Origin of the sequence: Photobacterium nomapromontoriensis (assembly GCF_050336815.1) — a bacterium.
Classification (GTDB): Bacteria; Pseudomonadota; Gammaproteobacteria; order Enterobacterales; family Vibrionaceae; genus Photobacterium; species Photobacterium nomapromontoriensis.
Genome location: NZ_JAKJSL010000025.1, coordinates 83,238 through 102,890, shown reverse-complemented (window position 1 = coordinate 102,890; position 19,653 = coordinate 83,238). Strand labels below are relative to the sequence as shown.

Genomic DNA, 19,653 nt, shown 5'->3' with positions numbered 1-19,653 from the left:
GAGAAGGGCTGTTTGAGATGAAAAAAATACACCATGGGTAAGTGGTTTAAAACAGGTACGCCGTGGATTTGGTTGACCGCAGGGGCGGTAAGCTTGAGCCTGTTGGCGGTACTGGGATTATTATTGCTAATTGGCTGGAAGGGGCTGAGCTTCTTTTGGCCCGCACCTGTGTATCAGTTCAACATAGAACAGAATGGCCATCACAGCACGGTCATTGGCGAAATTTATGAGCGCCAATCAGTTCCGATCCGTCAGCTGACGGAGGCCGATATTGACACCTCGGGATTTTCTGGCGACAGCGTTGTACGCTATGTGATCAAATCGGGTAACCGGGAGTTACTCGGTAGTGATTTTGTGACTGTGCTGGACCCTTACATTATCAGTCAAGCGCCTGCTGCAGGGGTGGCGGTCATTGATCGGCTTAAAAATGGCCGTTTTTATGGTTTTCCTGTCAAACTTATTGATGACGGGCTTCCCATTCCCTTGTCAAATCTGGCTGATCATCTGACACATACGCAAGCGATTAGGGAGCAGATCCGGACGCTTGAGCAGAATGAATTGTCTGTACTTAATCGCCAGTTTAAGCAACTTCGTCGACAAGTTGAGCGTGATAATGGAGAAGCTGAGAGTACAGTGGCGGAGCACACGTCGCTGGAGCAGCAATTTACCACGTTAGAGCAGAAAATTGTGCAACTGAGGCAACAGATTGCACATGATGCGTTAGTGATCCGTGTGATGACCGGGCAAGAGATCACCTTGCCGTTGGATCAGGTTCTCGATCTCTGGTACCCCAATGAACTTGGGACATGGGGTAAGCTGAGCCACTGGTTGCATCAGCTGGGTAAATTTGTTAGTGAGGCGCCCCGTGAGGCCAATACCGAAGGCGGGGTGTTCCCTGCGATATTTGGTACGGTATTGATGGTGCTGCTGATGAGCGTCATTGTGACTCCGCTGGGTGTGATGGCTGCCGTGTATCTGCATGAGTATGCAGGGAAAAACATGTTTACCAAGCTGATTAGAATTGCCGTGATTAACCTTGCCGGGGTCCCCTCGATTGTGTACGGGGTGTTTGGTTTGGGATTCTTTGTTTATATGGTTGGTGCCCAGATCGATGATCTGTTTTTCTCGACTCAGCTTCCGGCACCCACGTTTGGTACCCCTGGTATTCTTTGGTCGGCACTGACACTGGCAATCCTTACGTTGCCTGTGGTGATTGTGTCGACGGAAGAAGGCCTGGCTCGGATCCCCCATTCCATTCGCCATGGTTCACTGGCTTTAGGGGCGACACAGGCAGAAACCTTATGGCGAATTGTCTTGCCGATGGCAAGTCCGGCAATTATGACCGGATTAATTTTGGCCGTTGCACGTGCGGCTGGTGAAGTGGCCCCCTTGATGTTGGTCGGGGCTGTTAAAATCGCCCCATCACTGCCTCTGGATACCCATTTCCCCTACTTGCACCTTGACCGTAAATTCATGCACCTGGGGTATCATATTTATGATGTGGGCTTTCAGAGTCCGAATGTCGAGGCGGCCAGACCTCTGGTTTATGCAACCTCATTTTTGCTGGTAACCGTGATCGTCGGCTTGAACTTGACGGCCATTGGGATCCGCAATCATCTGCGAGAGAAATTCCGCTCTTTAGAGCAGTAACGGAGTCAGGAAAAAATATGTATTCAATTAATTCACCTATTGGTCTATTTGAACCTGTCGATCTGTCTGTACTGCCTGAGGAAAAGACAGCCTTATCGATTGAGGGGCTGGATCTCCATTATGGTCACCATCAAGCGCTGTATAACATCAATATGCGCATCGCCAAGGGGCAGGTCACCGCATTTATTGGCCCGTCTGGTTGCGGTAAATCAACCTTGTTGCGCTGTATCAACCGAATGAATGAGTTGGTGGAAGGGTGTAGGGTGGATGGCAAGATCATGCTTCATGGCCAGAATATTTATGACAGCAAGGTAGATGCAGCATCACTGCGCCGCCGTGTCGGGATGGTATTCCAGCGGCCGAATCCGTTTCCAAAGTCTATCTATGAAAATGTCATTTATGGACTTCGTCTGCAGGGTGTCAAAGATCGGCGGGTATTGGATGATGCCGTTGAAAGCTCACTGCGCGGGGCTGCATTATGGGATGAAGTTAAAAATCGTCTACATGAAAATGCCTTTGGTTTATCGGGGGGGCAGCAGCAGCGTTTAGTCATTGCTCGTGCCATTGCCATTGAGCCGGAAGTTTTATTGCTTGATGAGCCGACCTCGGCGCTGGATCCGATTTCGACCTTGACGATTGAAGAATTGATCAATGACTTAAAAACCAAATATACCGTGATTATTGTGACGCATAACATGCAGCAAGCCGCTCGAGTGTCAGATAATACTGCGTTCATACACATGGGGGAGCTGGTGGAGTACACTAGCACCAACGATATCTTTACCACCCCGAAAGAGAAACGGACCGAAGATTACATCACGGGCCGTTACGGTTAAGGAGCAACAGATGTTAGACACTTTAAGCCTTGGCCGCCATATTTCCGGCCAGTTCAATGCGGAATTGGAAAGTATTCGTACGCACGTGTTGGCCATGGGCGGCTTGGTAGAGCAACAGCTTGCCGATGCGTTGAAGGCGATGCACAAGCAGGATGCCGAGCTTGCCCGACGGGTGATAAAAGACGATCACAAGGTCAATGCCATGGAAGTGGCCATTGATGAAGCCTGTACTCGGATCATTGCTAAACGCCAACCCACCGCCAGTGATTTGCGGTTGGTGATCGCCATCATTAAGACCATTACTGATTTGGAGCGTATTGGAGATGTCGCAGAGAGCATCGCCAAGGTTGCGTTAGAAAATTTCACCAATAAACAGTACAACCTGCTGGTGTCATTGGAAGCGCTTGGTCAGCATGCGGTACGGATGCTGCACGAAGTATTGGATGCCTTTGCGCGAATGGATGTAAAAGCAGCGATTCAGGTGTATCAGGAAGATGATCGTATTGACCGTGAATATGAAGCGATTATTCGCCAACTGATGACCTATATGATGGAAGATCCGCGATCTATTCCCAATGTACTGCAAGTGATGTGGTCAGCGCGTTCAATTGAGCGAGTGGGGGATCGTTGCCAAAATATTTGTGAATACATCATTTACTTTGTGAAAGGCAAAGATATTCGTCATACCAGCCAGGAAGAGATCGTCAATATTCTAAAATAATGGGCTGATGAAAAGTTTGTTTATCTCCCTGCCTATCAATGTTCAGTTCAATGTTCAGTCAATGAAGACGTTGAATAAAAATTGAAGGGCAGGGATGTGATATTTAGCGCAATGCAGCAACCACTGCGGCAATCTTATCGCTGGATGTCACGGGAATCGCAAAATCATCCACGTCCGCACTGCCCATATAGGCCTCAGCCGAGTAGCCTGTCATCAGGCTTGGGCGGGTACTTTTACCCGACAAATGTACCTCACGCACCCCACTTTCCTGTACGATGCGGGCGACATTCTCAGCGGTCACTCCGGCGCCAGCCATGATACTCAATCGATCGCCGCAGTAATCAACCATGGTTTTGAGCATCGGGATCCCGGCTTCGGCATTGGGTTTGAGTCCTGAGGTCAGAATCCGCTCACAGCCATGGGTCATAATGGTATCTAACGCTGCCATCGGATCCAGACACTGGTCGATGGCACGATGGAATGTTACTCCCATCCCTTTCGCTTCTGTGCACAGCGCTTTGAGTAAATGGCTGTCGACACTGCTGTCTGCATTGAGTACCCCCACCACCACACCGTGTAAACCGGCTTGTTTAGCGGCAAAAATATCAGCCAGCATGATTTCCTTGTCCTGATCGCTGAACAGGAAGTCGCCTTGGCGTGGGCGGATCATGGCATAGACGGGTACAGTGGCGTTCTGTGCGGCAAGTTTCATTAATCCTGCGTTAGGGGTCAGCCCGCCAAGTGCAAGGGATGAGCATAGTTCAATACGGGTAGCGCCGCCTTGCTGGGCGTAATGGAGTGACTCGATGTTATCGATGCAGACTTCTAGGTTTTTGATCATAAGAAATAAAAAATAAAGTGATATTTATCAGAGTGTAATTGAAGCGTTAGAGCGGGGCGAGCCATAAAGCTGTGTCTTGGTTGCCCCTGTTAAATTGTGTGATCTCAGTGACTAAATACGGGGTGAGTTCCCGTTATGTTGTCGCTATAAGGAGTTGATTAAGTCATGATGCTTTGCTGGTTCATTAATGTCATTAGACACTTTGTCTGTGAGTTTATTGACTATTAGCTGTGCCGCAGTTTCGCCATTGATAACTGCGCGTTGTGCCCAATAGAAAGCTAAGGTTTCATCAGTTGGTAATCCACAGTCGCCTGAATAGAAACACATAGCGAGATAGAGTTGACTGTTGGGATGATCTTGTGAGGCTGCTTGATGGATATAGGCATAGCCTTGCTTAATTTTGTTATCTTCAATGTGAATAAGACCGAGTAGTTCTAGTCCGTGTAAGTTACCGTTACCTGCTAGCTGCGTTAGGAGATTGAGTGCTTTTTCTTTATCTGAATCTAGGAGTAATTCCGCTAAACGGTATTGTGCAGCAGGATGATCTTGTTCTGATAATCGAGTGAGTAAATATATAGATTGTGCTCTATCTTTATGATTATGATTTTCTAGTAGCATGATTGCTTGTTGGAAATTTTGTTCTTTTGTATGATTCACATAAAAAATATACGAAAATATACTTAATAAGACTATTGTGATGACAAGAAATTTACCATTCACATAAGACGAAAAGTGATGCCGTGTCATATGCGCCTCTATTATTTAAATTGTTAAAGTCAATGATTTCATTGTATATTTCAAAGTCAGATTTCAACGAGTTGGAGTTTCCACATAGAGATTTAATTTTTTCTTCAACGTAGTTGTAAGGAATGATGTTTTTTGAATAATCAATTAATCCATCAAAATAAACACCTCGAAGATTAGGAGCACGACCGTAGTCTGGGTTTGCTTTTAAATAATATATAGATGCTACTAATACAGCACTTTTAGAATTTGGGTGTTTTGTTTTAACTTTATTTGCAACTTCATTTATAGTCAGTTTTATAACTTTAGTTAAAATCTGGCTTCTTGCTTTTTGTGCCACTATCCCAATAGCCATAGCTTTGCTAGCACTACGTATTGAATGTGATGTCATTGTTGTTGAAGGTTTAATTGGAGCAAATAGTTTTGGTGTTTGATGTACTTGAGGAATGGATGCTTTATTTTTCCAGTGCAATCTATCTTGTATTCCATTTTTGTGTTTATACTGACTTTTATTTGCATGATCGATTTTTTCAAGAAATTTTTGTTTTTTTGATTGTCCATTGATTTCTGGGATAGGTTTTTTCAGGTCTCCTGCATAAGTGTTGATTTGATCTTCTTTAGAAGATTTTGATACACCTACTTCCAATTCAATACTGTAACAGTATATTTTTAGAGAGCTTGAAGGATAGAGGAACTCACAAAAATCAGAACCTAGATTATAGCTTCCATTATGAGTTAAAACTTTTAGTTTCATGTATATCTCCATATTGTTAGAAACAATCTAAAGGAATGATTATTTGATAGCTAACGGAAAAAATACACTTATGAAGATATATCAAAAAATATGTAATTGATAGTATACATATTTCATTAAGATAGTGAGCAGAATTAGTCGGGGGATTTTGTTGGAATTAAACAAAACGGGCCCGGTGTGTCCGGGCCTCATTATTTTGCTTTGAGCTGACTTATTGGCTTTACGCTGTTGCGTTTATTGCCCTAACACCGTGAGCGTGGTGTTAGTGTAGGTAATTACTTACCTAGGTCGGCAGTGTGCTCAGACAGGTAGTCTGCAACACCTTTAGGCGATGCGTCCATACCAGCTTTGCCTTCTTCCCACTGTGCAGGACATACTTCACCGTTTTTCTGGTGGAAGTTTAGTGCGTCAACCATGCGTAGCATTTCATCGATGTTACGGCCTAGTGGCAGGTCGTTAACAACTTGGTGGCGAACTAGGCCATCTTCGTCGATAAGGAAAGAACCACGGAAAGCAACGCCTGCTTCTGGATGCTCAACATCGTAAGCTTTACAGATTTCGTGCTTAATATCAGCAACCAGTGGGTATTTAACCTGACCGATACCGCCGTTTTCAACCGCAGTGTTACGCCATGCGTTGTGAGAGAACTGAGAGTCGATAGAAACACCGATCACTTCAACACCTTTCGCTTGGAAATCTTCAAAGCGCTTATCAAAAGCGATTAGCTCAGAAGGGCACACAAATGTGAAGTCTAGTGGGTAGAAGAAAACTACCGCTTTTTTACCTTTAGTGAATTCTGCAAAGTTGAAGTTTTCAACGATTTCGCCGTTACCTAGAACAGCTGCAGCAGTAAAATCTGGGGCTTGACGACCTACTAGTACCATGATGGTGCTCCTAAAAATTCGTTAATGCCTATCATCTCCGATAAGCTCGATGCTTTGGACGAGACAAACTATAACGAAACTGTTAGATTGAAAAAAGCGGAATAAATAGATTGATACAATCGAAAAATACGATGAATAAGTTTCCTTCACTTAAACAGCTTCATTATTTAGTGACGTTATTTGAAACTCGCCATTTTGGTGAGGCAGCAAAAAAATGTTTTGTTAGTCAGTCAACACTCAGTTCTGGGGTACAGAACCTTGAGGAGTTGATTGGTTGCCAGCTTATTGAAAGGGATAATAAGTCTCTGGTCTTTACCTCAACCGGTGAAGACGTGGTTGTTCGCAGCCGAGAGTTGCTGGCGAGAAGTCAGGATTTAATGGATGTCTCCAACTGCTTGGGGGATGGGATGGATGGTCAGCTGCGTGTTGGTTGTATTCCAACAATCGCCCCGTTTTTGTTGTGTGACTTAGTGCAGGAAGTGAACCGACTTTATCCTAAGCTGAACCTATTATTGCGAGAAGATACAACCACCAACTTGTTGGCGGCGTTGCGTAGTGGTGAGATGGATGTACTGATCCTAGCACTGCCCGTTGAGATTAATGGCATGCATAGCCAGTTGGTGGGTCGTGATGCTTTCAAGATGGTGATAAGTCAGAGTCAGGCTGAGCGAGTGAGTGTGCCGCTGCGTTATGCCGATCTCCCCGATGAATCGGTTTTTTTACTGGAAAAAGAACATTGTCTGACCGATCACGCTGTTTCAGCGTGTAAGTTAACCAGTAAAGAAAAGATCAACCCATTTACTGCGACCAGCTTGCATACACTGGTACAGATGGTGGCAAACGGGTTGGGGACCACCTTTATTCCACAGATGGCCATTGATCATGGTTTACTGCATAACCAAAACCTTGTGGTTGTTGAGCCGCCGGGTCAGGAGGAAGCATACCGTGAAATTGGTCTGGTTTGGCGTCCGACATCAAGCCGTACAAACACCTTTCATAAGCTCGCAGATATCGTAAAAGGGCTTTTATAAGCCCCCATCCTCTGATGTGAATCAAGTGCTGGAATAAATCACGTTATTTCAGCATATTATTCTAATAATACTCTCTAGGCTGGTGTTTTTAATTTGCCTCTTCTGGCTGTCGTGACTTGAGATTTGTAGGTTTATTCTATTTTGCTTTACGAATAAATGAAGCCCGCAGTCTTATCCTAAATTCCTTTCACGTATGAACCTCGTCTGCCTGCTGATAAATAGTGCTTGTATTTTAACCATATGCCAACTAGACATAGACAGTACCTTGTTTGAAACGCAGATCTAAACATGTTTTCTAACTCGGTTGTTCTGTAATTTATATACGTAACTTATTACATTTTTCTCTTATCGATGGAAAGGGTTGATAACCGAGTTTTTCTCTGAAAATTGTTTCAATTTAGTATTTTGAGTTATAGCTCTAATTTTTGTATACCATTGATTATTAGTGATTAATGTTATTTATGTTTGTGATTTTGAAATCATCATGGTTGCAATTCAAGGCGGGTTGCGGCAACGTAAACACAATGTAACGCACTTGGTTGTTACGTTGTGTTTGTACAATTAAAGTAGTGATTAAGTTACAATAGTTAGGGAGCTCGATAAATGGAAAGACATACGCCACCCAGTCATGACGTTAAACTATCACTGCAACAGCCGCTCACGCCTGAGCAGGCCGAAATTCTCACCGATGAGGCATTTTTGTTTCTCGAACGTTTGGTTCAACACTTCGCCCCTCGACTACCTGATCTACTGGCAGCCCGTGAGCTGCGCCAGTTAGCCATTGACGCAGGCCACTTACCTGATTTTTTACCGGACACGCAGGCGATACGGGAGGGAGATTGGTCGATCCAAAATATTCCCGCTGATCTTCAGGATCGCCGCTTGGAAATCACCGGGCCAGTAGAGCGAAAAATGGTTATCAATGCATTGAATGCTGATGTGAAAGTGTTTATGGCTGACTTTGAAGACTCATTTTCTCCCATGTGGGATGAGGTGCTTGATGGCCAGCGCAATTTACGTGATGCCGTGAATGGTACGATATCTTATACCCATCCAGAGACAGGGAAGCAGTACGATCTTTGTGATGATCCTGCGGTTTTGATCTGTCGCGTCAGAGGACTGCACCTACCAGAAAAACACGTTCACTTTCAGGGGGAGGCGATCCCGGGGTGTTTATTTGATTTTGCGTTGTACTTTTACCATAACTATAAGCAGCTACTTGAGAAAGGCAGCGGGCCGTATTTCTATCTGCCAAAGCTTCAGGCTTACCAAGAAGCGGCTTGGTGGAGTGATGTATTCAGTTTTACCGAAGATGAATTTGGTTTGGCGCGGGGAACGATAAAAGCCACGGTGCTGATTGAGACGTTACCTGCGGTGTTTGAGATGGATGAAATCCTGTATAGCCTGAAAGAGCATATTGTCGGGCTTAACTGCGGCCGATGGGACTATATTTTTAGCTACATTAAAACACTGCGTAATCACACTGATCGCATCCTGCCTGACCGTCAAGTGGTGACGATGGAGAAGCCTTTCCTTAATGCTTATTCACGGTTGCTGGTGAAAACATGCCATCACCGGGGAGCGTTTGCAATGGGAGGGATGGCCGCCTTCATCCCTTCAAAAGATCCGGAGCGTAATGCCTGGGTACTGAATAAGATCCAGACCGATAAATCCTTAGAAGCCCGCAATGGTCATGATGGCTCATGGATAGCGCACCCCGGTTTGGCCGGGACGGCGCGCGCAGTCTTTGATCAAGCTTTGGGTAACCGTAGTAACCAGCTTGATGTGACTCGTAATGAAGATGCGCCTATATCAGCTTGTGAGTTACTGGCTCCTTGTGACGGAGAGCGTACCGAGGAGGGGATGCGACACAATATTCGGGTTGCGGTGCAATATATTGAAGCCTGGATCAGAGGTAATGGTTGCGTACCGATTTATGGGCTGATGGAAGATGCCGCCACCGCAGAAATATCACGCGCATCTATCTGGCAGTGGATCAAACATGGTAAAGCGCTCAGTAATGGCAAGATTGTAACTGCTGCTTTATTTGAAAAGATGCTGCAAGAAGAGATGGATGTACTGAAACAGGAGTTAGGTACTCAACGCTTTGACAGTGGTCGTTTTGACGAAGCGGCTGTGATGATGTCGCAGCTCACGACCAGTGATGAGTTGGTCAACTTCCTGACCTTGCCGGGTTATGAATACTTGCAGTAACGAACCAGATCATCGCGAAAACCAGAATGCATAAAAATAACGAGAAAGCTAATAACGAGAAAGTGTCTGCAGTCAGCATCGGCTGCTGTAGACCCATTAACAGTCAGTTTAGCCAATAACCCACTATGTGCGGATTATCGCCAAATGAAACGAGGGACATCATTATGACATTGACTCGCCAGCAACAAATTAACGCTTTGGAAAAAGATTGGGCTGAAAACCCACGTTGGAAGCAGGTAAAGCGGACTTACTCTGCAGAGGAGGTTATTAACCTGCGTGGTTCATTCGCGCCAGCGAATACTATTGCACAGCGCGGTGCGGATAAGCTGTGGGATCTGGTCAATGGCGATGCGAAAAAAGGTTATGTAAACTGCCTTGGCGCCTTGACGGGGGGCCAAGCCGTCCAGCAAGCCAAGGCTGGTATTGAAGCCATTTACCTGTCCGGTTGGCAGGTGGCAGCTGATAACAATACGGCTTCTACAATGTACCCGGACCAATCGCTTTATCCGGTTGATTCGGTGCCAGCTGTTGTTACCAGAATCAATAACTCTTTCCGCCGGGCGGATCAAATTCAGTGGGCTAACGGCGGCAGTCCAGAGGATGGTATTGATTACTTCTTGCCGATTGTTGCGGATGCGGAAGCTGGATTTGGTGGTGTGCTGAACGCTTACGAGTTGATGCGCAATATGATTGATGCTGGTGCGGCAGGTGTGCATTTTGAAGATCAGTTGGCATCGGTGAAGAAATGCGGACATATGGGCGGTAAGGTGTTAGTACCAACCCAAGAAGCCGTGCAAAAGCTGGTCGCAGCTCGTTTGGCGGCAGATGTGGCGGGCACGACAACCTTGGTCATTGCGCGTACAGATGCCAATGCGGCGGATTTGTTGACCTCTGACTGTGATCCTTATGATAAAGATTTTATTGTCGGAGATCGTACGGCGGAAGGATTCTATCGAGTACGTGCCGGGATCGATCAGGCTATCGCTCGCGGTCTCGCTTATGCCCCTTATGCCGATCTTATCTGGTGTGAAACGGCAAAACCATGCTTGGAAGAAGCGCGTAAATTTGCGGAAGCGATCCATGCCCAATATCCGGATCAGTTGTTGGCATATAACTGCTCGCCATCGTTTAACTGGGAAAAAAATCTTGATGCCGACACCATTGCCAAGTTCCAGCAAGAGCTCTCTGACATGGGTTACAAATACCAGTTCATTACCTTGGCCGGTATTCATAATATGTGGTTTAACATGTTTGAATTGGCCCACGCGTACGCGCAAGGTGAAGGAATGCGTCATTATGTAGAGAAAGTACAACGTCCGGAATTTCAGGCAGCTGAGAAAGGGTATACTTTCGTCGCGCACCAGCAAGAAGTGGGTACAGGGTATTTTGACAAGATGACCAATACCATTCAGGGCGGGAATTCTTCCGTTACTGCGCTGACGGGCTCAACCGAAGAAGATCAGTTTTAAGCTCTAGTCATTGTTTACTTAATTTATAAAAGATAAATAATCAAAAGGGGCGCTTAGTGCGCTCCTTTTCGATCTTAATTGGGGGAGGGAGCCGTCTGTTGTTGGCTGTATGTTTTTGCCGCCTGCTGTACTTGCGGATAGATCCGATGGAACTGTTGTTCAAATAAGTGGTAATGGCGCTGAATTACCGCAGGACAGTTAGCCAGTTGGTATAAGCGTGGCCGACGTAAGGCCATTCGTTCTAACGCCCGGTCTATCGTATCTGAATGTTGGTACTGAAGTAGCCATTGCTGGTGCCACATCCTCTCCATTGTTAGGGTAAATGCTTCTGGTTGCTCTTCATCAAATAACGCGATTTCTTGTTGAGCTTGCTGAACAAAGTGGGCTAAAGGCGTTGAGTGATAGCGGTGCCAGTGCTTGGCGAGAAAATGATCCCATGTGATATCAAGGGCGATTCCACTGACACGACGAGTCTCTGGCGTAAAACGTTGTCGACAGCGCAATACTTCAGGTAAAGCATCAATGTAGCTGTCGACGAAACGATGCAGTTTTATACCGTTTGCGACGTTGGAGCTATAGAGACGGTACGGATCGCCACGAATGAAGTCAGCGAGCAGGTTACCCGCAAGGTGGCTATCACACTGTTTTGCGAGATGTAGATGGGCCAGAAAGTTCATGTCATCACTTTCTGGCGGAAAAGATCTTTCTGTTAATTATATCGTTGTTCACTGTTACATTGGCATATAAGTAAGGGATGTAGCCCTAGTATAATTCATACTCACTCTCAATGGGTTCAATCTCCTCTTGTAATTCCAGCAGGTTGATTGCGATAGAAACAAAATCACTGTCAGTAATGATCCCCACTAGTTTGTCTTGGTCGATAATAGGCAAACAGCCAATATGATGCCTCTGCATATACATCGCCGCTTCTTTTAGTCCAGCATTGGGTGTTACGCTGCGTAAATTACGATGCATTGATTGCTCAATTGGGGTATCAAGAGAGGCGATAAACTGTGTTTGGAATCGTTGATCCATGCTTGGTGCTTGTGCAGAGAGAATATCTCTTTGGCTAATAATACCAATAAGGGTGTTATCTTTATTGGTAATAGGAATATGGCGAATATGATGTTTCTCCATCATTCGCTTGGCATCAGCCAATGTGTTGGATGCTATCAGAGTATAAGGGTGAGGGGTCATCATATCAGCAACAGTAAACATATAGCCTCCGAAATACCGGTCTACAATACTTAGTTACCCACTCTTGTTGGGCCTTTGTTTTTCAATTTATTCGGTATACCCACTGACTGTAGCGAATCCTTTCCGTATAACCTATGACACGAATCAAATAATTGACAAGTTATTTATTTGTGTCTCATTTGTTTCTCATAAGTTAAAAATAAAAATGTGTAATATACTTAATAAATAGCATGCTTTAAAGGAATACTTGTAATGCATAAGCTGTTGTTTGTTTTGTTTTTTTGGTCCGTTAGTCTACCGTCATTAGCTAGCGATGATGTCCCTGGTTTTCAGCCTCGAATTATTGGGGGAATAGAGTCAACAAGCGGGGAATTACCGTGGCAGGCATATATTAATATGACCTTTCGCGTTAACAATGACGAGCGAACCTTTATTTGTGGTGGAGTGGTCATCAGCCCTGACGTTATTATTACTGCGGCTCACTGTATGCGTAACGGTTCAACAACGGTAGCGCCTGACGATGTTATGGTCTGGGCAGGTATTACGAGTATATTTAGCGCGAATAGAGCCAGTTCGGTGGCTGTTCGAGAGATCGTTATTCATCCTGCGTATAATTTATCACGGTTCGCTAATGATATTGCCATTCTTAAGTTGTCCGGTCCGTTACCGAATTCCGCACTTCCAATCATGTTAGCTTCAAGCCGCGATCAAGAGAGGGTTGATCTCGCCTTTGCTAATGGTTGGGTCGATAACGGCGAGCGGGTGGCAAACTTGTTGGTATCCGGATGGGGGACCACTCAGCTGAATGAGTCGAATTCAGGGGCGACCCGACTTCGCCAGACGCTGTTATCTGGCATGCCCGACTCACGGTGCGATAGTCTGTGGGGAGGGAACATCCGCCAAGGCGATCATGCCATTTTCCTCTGTGCAGGATCTGTATCACCTGATCTCGCTCGGGACAGTTGCTTTGGTGATTCCGGTGGCCCGCTCGTGTGGCAAGATCCGCAATCCGTTGGTGACCGTGATTTTGGATTACGTCTTGTTGGCTTAGTGAGTTTTGGTGAAGGGTGTGCGGGGCGGTTGCCGGGGGTTTATACAGAAGTGGCACATTATCGGAGTTGGATTGAAAGTGAAGTTGGCGGTGGTGTATTAACCCAGCCTGCCCCAGATTTTACGATTAACCCATTCGTTTCTGATTACACCGGAGCCGGTGAGGACGTTATTGTTATTCCACCTGGCAGCGATCGAAGTGGCGGTCTATCTATGGGATGGGGGGGGCTATTCACTCTTGTCCTACTAGGGATTATACGTAAGCGCCTGAACGGTGAATGAGTTAATGTCGCTCATGGTGTGAACCGTGATCTGGTGAGGTGATCTTTGCTTGATATTGCAGTCTGGCAGCCTATACTAGCGGCCTGCTGTAATTTAGGGCCCTAATGATGCAAGTTTCTGATTTTCACTTTGACCTCCCTGACGAGCTGATTGCTCGCTACCCACAAGCCGAGCGTACGGCAAGCCGTTTGTTGCAACTGACTGGTAATACTGGTGAGCTGGCACATAAAGGTTTTAAAGATGTGCTGGATCTTGTTCAGCCGGGTGATCTGTTGGTATTCAATAATACACGAGTGATCCCCGCGCGTCTGTTTGGCCAAAAGGCCTCGGGCGGAAAACTGGAAGTGTTGGTTGAGCGCATGCTGGATGACAAGAGTATTCTGGCTCATGTTCGTGCATCTAAGTCGCCAAAGCCTGGTAATGAATTGTTATTGGGTGAAAATGGTGAATATCAGGCAGAAATGGTTGCCCGCCATGATACATTGTTTGAGATCCGCTTTTTTAGCGATAAAACCGTGCTGGAAATTTTAGAAGACATCGGCCACATGCCTCTGCCTCCTTATATTGACCGTCCAGATGAAGATGCCGATAAAGAACGTTACCAAACGGTTTACAATGCTAAGCCGGGTGCGGTTGCGGCGCCTACTGCGGGTCTGCATTTCGATGATGCTCTGATGGCAGCATTAAAAGAAAAAGGCGTGAACTTTGCGTTTGTGACCCTGCACGTAGGGGCGGGTACGTTCCAGCCAGTACGTGTGGACAATATCCATGATCACCACATGCATGCGGAATATGTTGAAGTGCCGGAAGAAGTGGTTGAGGCCATTCACACTACCAAAGCCAACGGTGGTCGCGTGGTTGCTGTGGGTACAACCTCTGTACGATCACTGGAAAGTGCGGCGCAAGATGCCCTGAAAAACGGCACAGAACTGAAGCCATTTTTTGGTGATACCGAGATCTTTATTTTTCCAGGTTACCAATTTCAGTTAGTGGATGTGTTGATCACCAATTTTCATTTACCAGAATCAACCTTGATCATGTTGGTGAGCGCCTTTGCCGGCTACGATCACACCATGAATGCGTACCTGCAAGCGGTTGAAAATAAATACCGTTTCTTTAGCTACGGCGATTCAATGTTTATTACGCGACAGACGAATTAATCATTTATTCCGTCATTAAGTCAGTGTTACTTAAGGCTGCATTTGCTAAAATGCAGCCTTTGTGTTTTTCGAACCTTGAAACTGTGATATTCAAGGGATTTTCCGACACAAATCAATTATTCCACTAGGCTTTATGGCTAGGTGGAAAACGTCTGGACATGCGATATCGCATTGCTGGATTTAAAATCGTACATCGGGTAAATCTCCGTTGTATATTTGCATCTCTAGCCCTTGTGGGTTGGGGGGATATGTCAGATTGTTTCTCTGGCTGTTGGAGGCTTTGTGAAATTTGAATTAGATAAAACGCAAGGGCGCGCCCGTCGTGGTCGTTTGCAGTTTGAACGTGGTACTGTTGAAACACCGGCATTTATGCCTGTGGGTACTTACGGCACCGTTAAAGGCATGACGCCGGAAGAAGTGAAAGAGACGGGTGCTCAAATCTTGTTGGGTAACACCTTCCACCTATGGTTACGCCCGGGCCAAGACGTCATGAAACTGCATGGTGATTTGCACGACTTCATGAACTGGCAGGGTCCAATCCTGACTGATTCAGGCGGTTTCCAGGTATTTAGCCTGGGTGCAATGCGTAAGATCACTGAAGAGGGTGTTCATTTCCGTAACCCGGTAAATGGTGACAAGATTTTCATGGATGCAGAGAAATCAATGCAAATCCAATATGATCTTGGCTCTGATATCGTGATGATTTTTGATGAATGTACGCCATATCCTGCGACGCATGATGAAGCGAAAACCTCAATGGAAATGTCTCTGCGCTGGGCACAGCGTAGCCGTAATGAGTTTGACCGCCAAGAAAATCCAAATGCCCTATTTGGTATCGTTCAGGGTGGTGTGTACGAAGATTTACGTGATGTTTCGATTGAAGGCCTGACCAATATTGGTTTTGATGGCTATGCGGTAGGTGGTTTGGCCGTGGGTGAACCAAAAGAAGACATGCATCGTATTCTTGAGCACACCTGTCCAAAACTGCCTGAAGATAAGCCTCGTTACCTGATGGGTGTGGGCAAGCCTGAAGACTTGGTCGAAGGTGTTCGTCGCGGTATTGATATGTTTGATTGCGTGATGCCAACTCGAAATGCACGTAATGGTCACCTATTTGTGACCGGTGGTGTGATCAAGATCCGTAATGCGAAACATAAAACCGATACAACCCCTCTCGATCCGCATTGTGACTGTTACACTTGTCGCAACTATACCAAGGCGTATCTGTACCATCTGGATAAGTGTAATGAAATTCTAGGTGCACGCCTAAATACAATCCATAACTTGCGTTACTACCAGCGTTTGATGGCAAGTATTCGCAAGGCGATTGACGAAGATCGTTTCGATGCTTTTGTAGAAGAATTCTACGCGCGTCGCGACCGTGAAGTTCCACCTTTAAATGACAATAAATAACAGAGGACATTCGTAAATGAGTCTGATTTCTCAAGCACACGCAGCTGCAGAAGGTGCACCACAAGGCGGCAGTATGCAGCTTTTCATCATGCTGGGCCTATTTGCCGTAATTTTCTATTTTATGATTTACCGTCCGCAAGCAAAACGCGTGAAGGATCATAAAACCCTAATGTCTTCAATGGGCAAGGGTGATGAAGTTATGACTAACGGTGGCTTAGTGGGTAAAATCACTAAAGTTGCTGAAGACAATGACTACATCGTTATTGCACTAAACGACACGACTGAAGTTACGATCAAGAAAGACTTCGTATCTGCCGTTTTGCCAAAAGGCACGATGAAGTCTCTGTAACAACTTGCTTTGAAGGATCACAGCAGTGCTAAACCGTTATCCCTTGTGGAAGAACCTGATGGTGGTGTTTACACTGATCATCGGTTTGCTTTATGCACTTCCCAACGTTTACGGTGAAGATCCAGCAATTCAAATCTCCGGGGCGCGTGGCGCCTCGGCAGATATGTCCACGCTGGATGCAGTCACCGAAGATTTAAAACAAAATCACATCTCATACAAATCTATCGCTTTCGAAAAGGGTACTGTATTGGTCCGTTTTAACGATACCGATACCCAAATCAGTGCTCGCGATATTATCAGCCAAGAGCTAGGTGATAATTATATTGTTGCCCTGAATCTTGCCGCCGCAACACCTAAATGGCTTGAATCTATCGGCGCTTCACCCATGAAATTAGGTCTCGACCTACGTGGTGGTGTGCACTTCCTGATGGAAGTTGATATGGATGCCGCGATGGAAAAGTTGCTCGGTCAGCAGGAAGAAACTTTCCGTGTTGAGCTGCGTGAGGCAAAAATTCGTTACCGTGCCATCAGTAAGACAGATTCTTCAGTGGAAGTGCGTTTGCGTAATAGCGAGCAACTAGCTGAAGCGAAATCCGTACTGGCGAAACTACATCCTGATATGGTGTTTAGCGATAGCGAGAGTAATGGTCGATTCGTTCTTTCCGCTCAGTTTACCGATGCCCGTCTTCTGGAAGTTCGTAATTACGCCGTTGATCAAAATATCACTATCCTACGTAATCGTGTGAATGAGTTGGGGGTGGCAGAGCCATTGGTTCAGCGTCAAGGCGCGAATCGTATAGTGGTTGAGCTACCTGGTGTTCAGGATACGGCGCGTGCAAAAGAAATTTTGGGTGCAACTGCAACGCTGGAATTCCGCGAAGTAGATAGCGCTGCAGATTTAGCGGCTGCTGCTTCTGGTCGTGTACCAGCAGGAAGCGAAGTGAAGTTTACTCGTGACCAACGTCCGGTAGTGCTGAAAAAACGAGTCATTCTATCTGGTTCTCATATCACGGATGCTAGCGCAAATGCCGATGAATACGGTCGTCCTCAGGTAAACATCTCGCTTGATAGCGAAGGTGGTAGCAAGATGACGGCATTCTCGCGTAACAACGTTGGCAAGCTGATGGCGACGGTGTTTACCGAGTATAAAGACAGCGGCGAGCGCGATCCGAATGGTAAAGTGATTCTGGAAAAATACGAAGAAGTGATCAACCAAGCGACGATTCAAACGGCGTTGGGGCGTAACTTCCGTATTACTGGTATCGACTCACAAGCAGAAGCGCTTAACTTAGCATTGCTGCTACGTGCTGGTGCTTTGATTGCGCCGATCTCCATTGTTGAAGAGCGTACTATTGGCCCATCAATGGGTCAGCAGAACATCGACATGGGAATTCAGGCGATGATCTGGGGCATGGTAGCCGTTATGCTGTTCACTTTGTTCTATTACCGTCGTTTTGGCTTATTTGCCAATATTGCTCTGATGATGAATTTGGTGTTGATCATTGGTGTGATGTCAATGATCCCAGGTGCAACCATGACCTTGCCGGGTATTGCCGGTATTGTCTTAACGGTTGGTATGGCGGTCGATGCGAACGTATTGATTTTCGAACGTATCCGAGAAGAGCTTCGTGATGGGCGTAGTCCGCAGCATGCCATTCAGCAAGGCTATGCGAATGCCTTTAGTACTATTGCCGATGCGAACTTAACCACCCTAATTACGGCAATCATCCTATTTGCAGTAGGAACAGGGGCAGTGAAAGGTTTCGCGGTAACATTATCTATCGGTATTATTACGTCCATGTTCACGGCCATCGTTGGTACGCGTGCACTGGTTAACTTGGTTTATGGCGGTAAGCGCGTCGATAAGCTGTCGATCTAAGGGGACGCTGACATGTTTCAATTAATGAAAGCGGATAAAACGATCGATTTTATGCGCTGGTCAAAAGGAGCATTCCTCCTTTCTACCATGATGATCATTGCGGCCATTGCTACAGTGACTACTCAAAAACTGAACTGGGGCCTGGATTTTACCGGCGGTACGCTGATCGAAGTAGGCTTTGAATCACCTGCGGATCTGCCCAAAATTCGTGAATCATTGGAAGAGGCTGGTTTTGGTGATGCCATTGTGCAGAACTTCGGTACCGCTCGTGATGTGATGGTTCGCTTACAACCTCGTGAAAATGTGAAAAGTGAAGATTTGGGTAACCAGATCATCGCTGCATTGAAAGAAGGTACGGGGCAAGCAGTTGAAATGCGTCGTATCGAATTCGTTGGTCCAAACGTAGGTGATGAGCTAGCAGAAGCGGGTGGCCTTGCTATTCTGGTTTCCTTGCTGTGTATCTTGTTGTATGTGTCCATTCGTTTTGAATGGCGTTTAGCGGCAGGCGCTGTATTGGCACTGGCACACGACGTGATCATTACGATTGGTATCTTCTCATTTACCCAGATCGAAATTGACCTGACCATTGTCGCAGCGTTGCTGACGGTAGTCGGTTACTCGCTCAACGATACCATTGTGGTCTTTGACCGTATTCGTGAGAATTTCCTCAAGATGCGTAAAGAGGATGCGGTAGAGGTGCTAAACAGCTCAATTACGCAAACATTGAGTCGTACCTTGATCACTTCAGCTACGACCTTGTTCGTGGTTATTGCGCTGTTCCTGAAGGGCGGTAACATGATCCACGGTTTCGCCACAGCGTTGCTGATTGGTATCACTGTTGGTACATACTCTTCAATCTATGTAGCATCAGCCCTGTCATTGAAGTTGGGTATCAAGCGTGAGCACCTAATGCCAACGCCGGTTGATAAAGAAGGTGAAGAGTTCGATGCGATGCCATAAGGCAACACGTTGAATTTAGAGAAAATGATAAACGGAGCCGAAAGGCTCCGTTTTTGTATATAGAAGCAAGGGCGAGGAAGAGCAGGGACGAGGGACGAGTAGGAGCGGGTTAATAACGGAGAAGCAAAAGCGGACCTATGGCCTTAGGTTCTGGGGAGAGCAAGAGCTGGCTATCGTTGTAAATAGATGAGCAAAAAAGGTTTGCTTATTCCTTGCAGG

18 protein-coding genes are annotated in these 19,653 nt (G+C 46.0%); 12 read left to right on the top strand and 6 right to left on the bottom strand.

Annotated features, from left to right (window positions below):
* The first annotated feature begins 33 nt into the window (after positions 1-33).
* Genes pstA through phoU form a run of 3 tightly spaced genes read left to right on the top strand, consistent with a single transcriptional unit; the run spans position 34 to position 3,207 of the window.
* Positions 34-1,650 (top strand): phosphate ABC transporter permease PstA, encoded by a 1,617-nt coding sequence (pstA, locus tag L4D12_RS10435; protein WP_428447775.1) that lies wholly within the window; start codon positions 34-36, stop codon positions 1,648-1,650.
* Positions 1,651-1,667: 17 nt separating this feature from the next.
* Positions 1,668-2,486: a phosphate ABC transporter ATP-binding protein PstB gene (pstB, locus tag L4D12_RS10430; RefSeq protein ID WP_428447774.1), complete on the top strand. Its 819-nt coding sequence runs from the start codon at positions 1,668-1,670 to the stop codon at positions 2,484-2,486.
* Between the two features lie 10 nt (positions 2,487-2,496).
* A complete protein-coding gene (gene phoU / locus L4D12_RS10425; RefSeq protein ID WP_428447773.1) occupies positions 2,497-3,207 on the top strand; it encodes a phosphate signaling complex protein PhoU in 711 nt (236 codons plus the stop codon).
* A gap of 103 nt (positions 3,208-3,310) precedes the next feature.
* Here the strand turns inward: phoU and L4D12_RS10420 are convergent, their stop codons facing one another.
* From L4D12_RS10420 to L4D12_RS10405, 4 genes are all read right to left on the bottom strand, one after another.
* Complete coding sequence (locus tag L4D12_RS10420; protein ID WP_428447772.1) at positions 3,311-4,048, bottom strand: copper homeostasis protein CutC; 738 nt, start codon at positions 4,046-4,048, stop codon at positions 3,311-3,313.
* 144 nt (positions 4,049-4,192) lie between these two features.
* Complete coding sequence (locus L4D12_RS10415; protein WP_428447771.1) at positions 4,193-4,795, bottom strand: tetratricopeptide repeat protein; 603 nt, start codon at positions 4,793-4,795, stop codon at positions 4,193-4,195.
* Positions 4,758-5,546, bottom strand: a complete 789-nt coding sequence (locus L4D12_RS10410) for a hypothetical protein (RefSeq protein WP_428447770.1) — start codon at positions 5,544-5,546, stop codon at positions 4,758-4,760. The genes L4D12_RS10415 and L4D12_RS10410 overlap by 38 nt, the downstream gene beginning before the upstream one ends.
* Before the next feature lie 275 nt (positions 5,547-5,821).
* Positions 5,822-6,430 carry a peroxiredoxin C gene (locus L4D12_RS10405; RefSeq protein WP_428447769.1) on the bottom strand — a complete coding sequence of 203 codons (609 nt, stop codon included), beginning with the start codon at positions 6,428-6,430 and terminating at the stop codon, positions 5,822-5,824.
* A 131-nt stretch (positions 6,431-6,561) separates the two neighbouring features.
* On the opposite strand from L4D12_RS10405, the gene L4D12_RS10400 reads away from it, so the two are divergent.
* The 3 genes from L4D12_RS10400 (at position 6,562) to aceA (ending at position 11,144) form a co-directional block, all read left to right on the top strand.
* Positions 6,562-7,461, top strand: a complete 900-nt coding sequence (locus tag L4D12_RS10400; protein ID WP_428447768.1) for a hydrogen peroxide-inducible genes activator — start codon at positions 6,562-6,564, stop codon at positions 7,459-7,461.
* A 603-nt stretch (positions 7,462-8,064) separates the two neighbouring features.
* The gene (aceB, locus tag L4D12_RS10395) at positions 8,065-9,675 is read left to right on the top strand and encodes a malate synthase A (protein WP_428447767.1); all 1,611 of its coding nucleotides are present in this window, start codon (positions 8,065-8,067) and stop codon (positions 9,673-9,675) included.
* A 164-nt stretch (positions 9,676-9,839) separates the two neighbouring features.
* Positions 9,840-11,144 (top strand): isocitrate lyase, encoded by a 1,305-nt coding sequence (gene aceA / locus L4D12_RS10390; RefSeq protein WP_428447766.1) that lies wholly within the window; start codon positions 9,840-9,842, stop codon positions 11,142-11,144.
* Positions 11,145-11,218: 74 nt separating this feature from the next.
* On the opposite strand, the gene L4D12_RS10385 is transcribed toward aceA, so the two are convergent.
* Positions 11,219-11,821 carry an acyl carrier protein phosphodiesterase gene (locus L4D12_RS10385; protein WP_428447765.1) on the bottom strand — a complete coding sequence of 201 codons (603 nt, stop codon included), beginning with the start codon at positions 11,819-11,821 and terminating at the stop codon, positions 11,219-11,221.
* Between the two features lie 85 nt (positions 11,822-11,906).
* Positions 11,907-12,362, bottom strand: a complete 456-nt coding sequence (locus tag L4D12_RS10380) for a CBS domain-containing protein (RefSeq protein WP_428447764.1) — start codon at positions 12,360-12,362, stop codon at positions 11,907-11,909.
* Positions 12,363-12,593: 231 nt separating this feature from the next.
* Here L4D12_RS10380 and L4D12_RS10375 point away from each other — a divergent pair, with 231 nt between their 5' ends.
* The 6 genes from L4D12_RS10375 to secF all read left to right on the top strand — a co-directional run bounded on the left by L4D12_RS10375 (position 12,594) and on the right by secF (position 19,434).
* The gene (locus L4D12_RS10375) at positions 12,594-13,673 is read left to right on the top strand and encodes a S1 family peptidase (RefSeq protein ID WP_428447763.1); all 1,080 of its coding nucleotides are present in this window, start codon (positions 12,594-12,596) and stop codon (positions 13,671-13,673) included.
* Between the two features lie 107 nt (positions 13,674-13,780).
* Positions 13,781-14,833, top strand: a complete 1,053-nt coding sequence (gene queA / locus L4D12_RS10370; RefSeq protein WP_428447803.1) for a tRNA preQ1(34) S-adenosylmethionine ribosyltransferase-isomerase QueA — start codon at positions 13,781-13,783, stop codon at positions 14,831-14,833.
* Between the two features lie 282 nt (positions 14,834-15,115).
* The gene (gene tgt / locus L4D12_RS10365) at positions 15,116-16,246 is read left to right on the top strand and encodes a tRNA guanosine(34) transglycosylase Tgt (protein WP_428447762.1); all 1,131 of its coding nucleotides are present in this window, start codon (positions 15,116-15,118) and stop codon (positions 16,244-16,246) included.
* Between the two features lie 16 nt (positions 16,247-16,262).
* Positions 16,263-16,595, top strand: a complete 333-nt coding sequence (yajC, locus tag L4D12_RS10360) for a preprotein translocase subunit YajC (RefSeq protein WP_428447761.1) — start codon at positions 16,263-16,265, stop codon at positions 16,593-16,595.
* Between the two features lie 25 nt (positions 16,596-16,620).
* Positions 16,621-18,474, top strand: coding sequence for a protein translocase subunit SecD (gene secD, locus L4D12_RS10355; RefSeq protein ID WP_428447760.1), 1,854 nt, complete (start codon positions 16,621-16,623; stop codon positions 18,472-18,474).
* A gap of 12 nt (positions 18,475-18,486) precedes the next feature.
* Entirely contained in the window at positions 18,487-19,434 is a 948-nt protein-coding gene (gene secF, locus L4D12_RS10350; protein WP_428447759.1) for a protein translocase subunit SecF, read from the top strand.
* Positions 19,435-19,653 lie beyond the last annotated feature (219 nt).

What these genes read in the sequence shown, in the direction of transcription:
- pstA (WP_428447775.1), top strand. Translation starts at nt 34, where the DNA reads ATGGGTAAGTGGTTTAAAACAGGTACGCCGTGGATTTGGTTGACCGCA.
- pstB (WP_428447774.1), top strand. Translation starts at nt 1,668, where the DNA reads ATGTATTCAATTAATTCACCTATTGGTCTATTTGAACCTGTCGATCTG.
- phoU (WP_428447773.1), top strand. Translation starts at nt 2,497, where the DNA reads ATGTTAGACACTTTAAGCCTTGGCCGCCATATTTCCGGCCAGTTCAAT.
- L4D12_RS10420 (WP_428447772.1), bottom strand. Translation starts at nt 4,048, where the DNA reads ATGATCAAAAACCTAGAAGTCTGCATCGATAACATCGAGTCACTCCAT.
- L4D12_RS10415 (WP_428447771.1), bottom strand. Translation starts at nt 4,795, where the DNA reads ATGACACGGCATCACTTTTCGTCTTATGTGAATGGTAAATTTCTTGTC.
- L4D12_RS10410 (WP_428447770.1), bottom strand. Translation starts at nt 5,546, where the DNA reads ATGAAACTAAAAGTTTTAACTCATAATGGAAGCTATAATCTAGGTTCT.
- L4D12_RS10405 (WP_428447769.1), bottom strand. Translation starts at nt 6,430, where the DNA reads ATGGTACTAGTAGGTCGTCAAGCCCCAGATTTTACTGCTGCAGCTGTT.
- L4D12_RS10400 (WP_428447768.1), top strand. Translation starts at nt 6,562, where the DNA reads ATGAATAAGTTTCCTTCACTTAAACAGCTTCATTATTTAGTGACGTTA.
- aceB (WP_428447767.1), top strand. Translation starts at nt 8,065, where the DNA reads ATGGAAAGACATACGCCACCCAGTCATGACGTTAAACTATCACTGCAA.
- aceA (WP_428447766.1), top strand. Translation starts at nt 9,840, where the DNA reads ATGACATTGACTCGCCAGCAACAAATTAACGCTTTGGAAAAAGATTGG.
- L4D12_RS10385 (WP_428447765.1), bottom strand. Translation starts at nt 11,821, where the DNA reads ATGAACTTTCTGGCCCATCTACATCTCGCAAAACAGTGTGATAGCCAC.
- L4D12_RS10380 (WP_428447764.1), bottom strand. Translation starts at nt 12,362, where the DNA reads ATGTTTACTGTTGCTGATATGATGACCCCTCACCCTTATACTCTGATA.
- L4D12_RS10375 (WP_428447763.1), top strand. Translation starts at nt 12,594, where the DNA reads ATGCATAAGCTGTTGTTTGTTTTGTTTTTTTGGTCCGTTAGTCTACCG.
- queA (WP_428447803.1), top strand. Translation starts at nt 13,781, where the DNA reads ATGCAAGTTTCTGATTTTCACTTTGACCTCCCTGACGAGCTGATTGCT.
- yajC (WP_428447761.1), top strand. Translation starts at nt 16,263, where the DNA reads ATGAGTCTGATTTCTCAAGCACACGCAGCTGCAGAAGGTGCACCACAA.
- secF (WP_428447759.1), top strand. Translation starts at nt 18,487, where the DNA reads ATGTTTCAATTAATGAAAGCGGATAAAACGATCGATTTTATGCGCTGG.